This window comes from Candidatus Desulfatibia sp. (genome assembly GCF_036446775.1).
GTDB lineage: Bacteria > Desulfobacterota > Desulfobacteria > Desulfobacterales > UBA11574 > Desulfatibia_A.
The window spans coordinates 1-4,441 of record NZ_JAZFTO010000297.1 but is presented as its reverse complement, the minus strand read 5'-3'; the positions used below and the strand labels follow the sequence as shown (position 1 = coordinate 4,441).

The following is a 4,441-nucleotide window of genomic DNA, read 5'->3' as shown; positions in this document are numbered from 1 at the left end:
GCCCAGACAGCCAGTTTTTCGCGAAAGATCTTTGAGTTATGGCGGATGTCTACCGGGAACGACTTGTGAAACAATATGGTTTCGATGTTTTTTGTCAGCTCGTGCTGCCGGGCGAGCTCAACAAGGGCTTTTTTGAGCTCTTTTTGATTGTAACCGTCAACAGCTTTTTCCGGTTCAATACAAATTACCGGCTTTTGTCGAAGCCCGGCACCAATGCCGACCAGGGCGCTGCGATACACCATCGGATGATTGTTAAAGATGGCTTCACACTGAATGCTAAAAAGTGTTCCATCAGCGGTCACCACACGGTGGCTTTTGCGACCGCAGAACCAGATCCTGCCTTTGGTATCTTTCCAGCCCAGATCCCCCATCCGGTGCCATATTTGATTTTGGTCTTTGATCTTGGCCAGCGCATCCGCCTGGGGCCTTTCAAAGTACTGGCGGGTTACCAGGTCACCCTTTACTGTTATTTCACCAATTTCGCCGTCGGCAACCAGTATTTCATCCGTCCACTTATCGATGGGGTCATCGCTGATCTTTATAATGCGAATCTTTAAGTCGTTAATGGGGCGACCGATACAGATGCCATTACCGTGTTCACTTAGTTCTCTGGTTTCAGACAGGATTTCATTGCTCGCAATGGATATGACCGGCACCGCTTCAGTAGCACCGTATGGTGTATGAACTTGGGCATCATTACACAGCATGGAGGCGAACTGTTCAATAATAGCAGGTGTTACCGGTGCACCGGCGGAAATTACCCTTTTCAAAGACGGCAGCTTTATGCTTTTGCGTTTACCGTAGGCGCCCAAGCGTTTTAATAGAGCCGGTGAGGCGAACATGTTTGTCACCCCCTGGTCCCGAATTGTTTCGATGATCTTTTCAGGGTTCGCAAGGGCCGGTTTGGTAGGGTCCATATCCGGGATGATCGACGTTATTCCCAGGGCCGGCCAGAATAGAGCAAAAAGCGGGAACGTGGAAAGATCAATTTCATCCATGGTTAAACCCAGGTGGGATTTTATATGCCGAAGCTGGGCATCGAAGTTGCCGTGAGTATATACGGCTCCTTTAGCCGGTCCTGTGCTTCCGGTGGTAAAAAGAATGGCGGCCATGTCGTCCCGACCGGTTTTTGCCGTGGAATATGGTTTCCATGGCTCCTTACGGATCTGGTTCAGGGTAAAGCCTCCCCAGAACCAGCGCCGGCCGACCGTTACCCATGTTTTGACCGTGTCGAAAAACTTGGGGTAAAGGGTTCGCAGTACATGCGCAGGGGGAATACCGATAAAGGCCTCCGGCCGGCCGGCTTTTAAACAGTCGACCATACGTCTGATGCCCATTCCGGGGTCTACTACGACCGGCACAGCTCCGGTTTTAAAAAAAGCAAATATTATCGTAAAAAAATCCAGGCTGGGTTTTACCATTAATATAGTGCGGGTACCGCGTTTTATGCCGGCTTTTTCAAACCCGTGAGCCAGGCAGTCGGATTCCTGGTCAAGTTGCTGGAAGGTGAGATGGTTGTAAGCAACACGATTGTTTTTGTCCCGGCCGGCCGGACAGACCACCGCCCGCTTATAGGGCTGCAGGGCGGCCATGCGTTGCAGATGAGAAGCAACGTTTGTAAAATTGTTGCTATTATTTTTATCTGGCGGTTTCATCTTTTGTACTTTTGCAATGGTTTAGCCACAAAGGCACTAAGACACTAAGATTATAGTAATAATTTAACCAATAAAACTGAATCATTAAGGTTGATAATTCATTCCCAGTCTTTGTGACTTTGTGTCTTAGTGGCTGAATAGTTAAGTGTTTTCGCGTTTGCGTGATAAGAATTCTTTAACCAGAAGCACGATTTCATCCGGCTTATCCTCTAAAACATAGTGGCCGGCATCTGCAAATAGATGTGCCTCGGCATCCGGAAAACGGCGCTGCCACTCGTGCAAATAATCGGTGTCAAAAACAAAGTCGCGCCGGCCCCAACAGATCAGCATGGGAACGTGTGCCAGTTGATGCAGGTTTTGATCCACATTTTTAACCAGGCCGTAGCTGGGATCTTTTTTGCTGACAGGGATATCCTGCACGAACTTAAGGGTTGCGATGCGGTTTCCCCAGCAGTTGTATGGGGCCGTCAGGCCGGATTTAACAGCCCGGGACAGTCTTTTGTGAGCGGCCATAACCGACGCCCCGCAGGCAAAAAGATTGAATCCTTGAACCGCCAGAGTTGCAAGCGGTCTGACATTGCGCACCAGCCGGAGTCGCATGGGAAGCGTTTTACCCTTGGGCGGAAAAAAGGCGGCGGTGTTCAGAATCACAAATCTGCGGATCCGTTGTGGATGCTTCAAGGCATAAGCCATCCCGATCATACCTCCCCAGTCGTGCAGTACGAGGGTAATTTTATTGTTCAATCCAAGATGATCAAGCAGGGCCTCCAGGTCCTTAACGCGACTTTTCAGTCTGTAATCATATTTGCTTGTGCCGGGTTTGTCAGACAGGCCGCAGCCGATATGATCCGGCACAACAACGCGGAATTGCGGAGACAGCTCACTTATAAGCTCCCTAAAATAAAACGACCATGTAGGGTTCCCATGAACCATTACCACCGCATCACCCGTACCTTCGTCCAGAAAGTGGTACTTAAGACCGTTGCGGTCCATAAAGCGGGATTTGAACGGGTACAGATGCCGAAAAGATGAGATGTCTATTTGCTTGTTTTTTCTACAAATCATAGCAGTTATTAGTAACTCGCAACCCGTAACTTGTAACGCGCAACCCGGACCTACCATTTTAGTCCCAGCATCAGGCAGTTCAGGCCGCTGCCGATACCGAAAAAACCGACCAGGTCATTTTTAACTAAAAACTCACGTTCGGAAGCAATGGCAGCCGTAATCGGCAGAGATACCGTGCCGATGTTCCCTAAGTACTGGAATGTGGTGAAGTCTTTCTCCGGCGGAATGCCGATAGAGGCCAAAATATTTTTCTGATGGGTGGATCCCACCTGATGGCAGATAACCTTGTCGGGCTTGTCCTGCGGCCATGAGAGTTCTTTTTTAAAGGCCTTGTAGGTTTCGATGCCGAGGGCTACGCCGTGCTGCAGCACACCGACGGAATCGGTCTGCATGACATGCAGTCCGCTGGCGGGTATGCCGGTATCCGGTCCCCAGCGGCACAGCTCATGATGGTCGGTCGCATTCCGGATGACGCCGCTCAGCAGGCGGTGTCCCCTGTTAGAGACCGAAGCCGACGTCATAAGTACGGCGACGGCACCCGAACCGCCGGTAAGGGTTGCCAGGGTCAGTTTGAAATGCTCCATCTCCCTGGTTTCAAGCAGACGCTCAATGGTCGAATCTACAATCTGGCGGGCCGATTCGCACGACACCAGCAGGCCGGCCCGGACCTGACCCAGTTCAATGGCGTTGGCCAGCAGGACCATGCCATTAATGATTCCCAGGCAGGCATTGGAGATATCAAAAATCTGGGTTTCGGGACCCAGGCCCAAACCATGGGACACGGCGCAGGCGGTCGCCGGCTCCAGATTGTCCCGGCAGACCCCTCCATAGATCAACATACCGATGTCACCAGGCGCAATACCGGAAGCTTCAAGGGCCTTTTTGCCGGCCTTGACAGCACCTTTACTCATAGTTTGGTCCGGATCCCAGAAGCGGCGTTCCCGGATTCCGGTGATTGCTTCCAGTTGTCCTTTTTGAAAATGCAAGGTTTCGTACAGCGGTTCCAGGCGTTCTTCAATATCGTCGGATGTAACGATGTTGGGGGCCAGCTCATAGCCGAAAGCGTCGATGTAAACTTTGGAATACAGCATGGTAAATTAATTCTCAGTTTTGTAGTAGTTCAGCCACAAAGGCACTAAGACACTAAGATATAGTAGGCGTTCAGAGGTTCAGGGTTCAAAGGTTCAAGGTTCGGGACTAGTTGTAAAGGTTAACAAAAAAAGTAACCCTGAACGCTGAACTCTAAACCTGTGAACGGTTACCGAGTTAACTCCCGGGCCAACTGTCATGCCTCAATATCTTCAAATCGTTCTATTCTCATGCCTTCTCTATTCAGAACTCACAAATTAACGGTTCAAATTTCTGAACCTTTGAACCCTGAACCTCTGAACCTGTGAACGGTTACGTTTTATTTAGGAACCAACCTAAAGCCGAAGTTTTCCATTTGATAAATATACAGCCCGTAGACTTTCATGAAACCGTTTGCATATATACCCGGAAACTGGCTGTCAATGATTTTAGTTACCGTTGCTTCAACTTCAACCTTTTTATTTTCCGGAACCACCTGGCCGCGATAGGTCCAGTTATGGGGATCGTCGCTGATTAGTTCAAAGCGGTGGCTGCCGGCAAGCTCCTTCCATCGGTCCAGCGCCATGAATTTGACCAGCTGCAGGAAGGATTCAATTCCCAGAGAACCCGGACAGACCGGGTCCTGGTAAAAG

Annotated in this window: 4 protein-coding genes; all 4 read right to left on the bottom strand. The window is 50.0% G+C overall.

The annotated features are described in order from the left end of the window. On the bottom strand, positions 1 to 1,655 hold a 1,655-nt coding region (locus V3S16_RS13845; protein WP_413885925.1), incomplete at its 3' end, for a fatty acid CoA ligase family protein. A gap of 141 nt (positions 1,656 to 1,796) precedes the next feature. After that, entirely contained in the window at positions 1,797 to 2,720 is a 924-nt protein-coding gene (locus tag V3S16_RS13840; RefSeq protein ID WP_413885923.1) for an alpha/beta fold hydrolase, read from the bottom strand. Positions 2,721 to 2,770: 50 nt separating this feature from the next. Beyond that, positions 2,771 to 3,811 (bottom strand): 3-oxoacyl-ACP synthase III, encoded by a 1,041-nt coding sequence (locus tag V3S16_RS13835; RefSeq protein WP_413885921.1) that lies wholly within the window; start codon positions 3,809 to 3,811, stop codon positions 2,771 to 2,773. A gap of 317 nt (positions 3,812 to 4,128) precedes the next feature. Continuing rightward, positions 4,129 to 4,441: hypothetical protein (locus V3S16_RS13830; RefSeq protein WP_413885919.1), on the bottom strand; the 313-nt coding region annotated here is incomplete at its 5' end.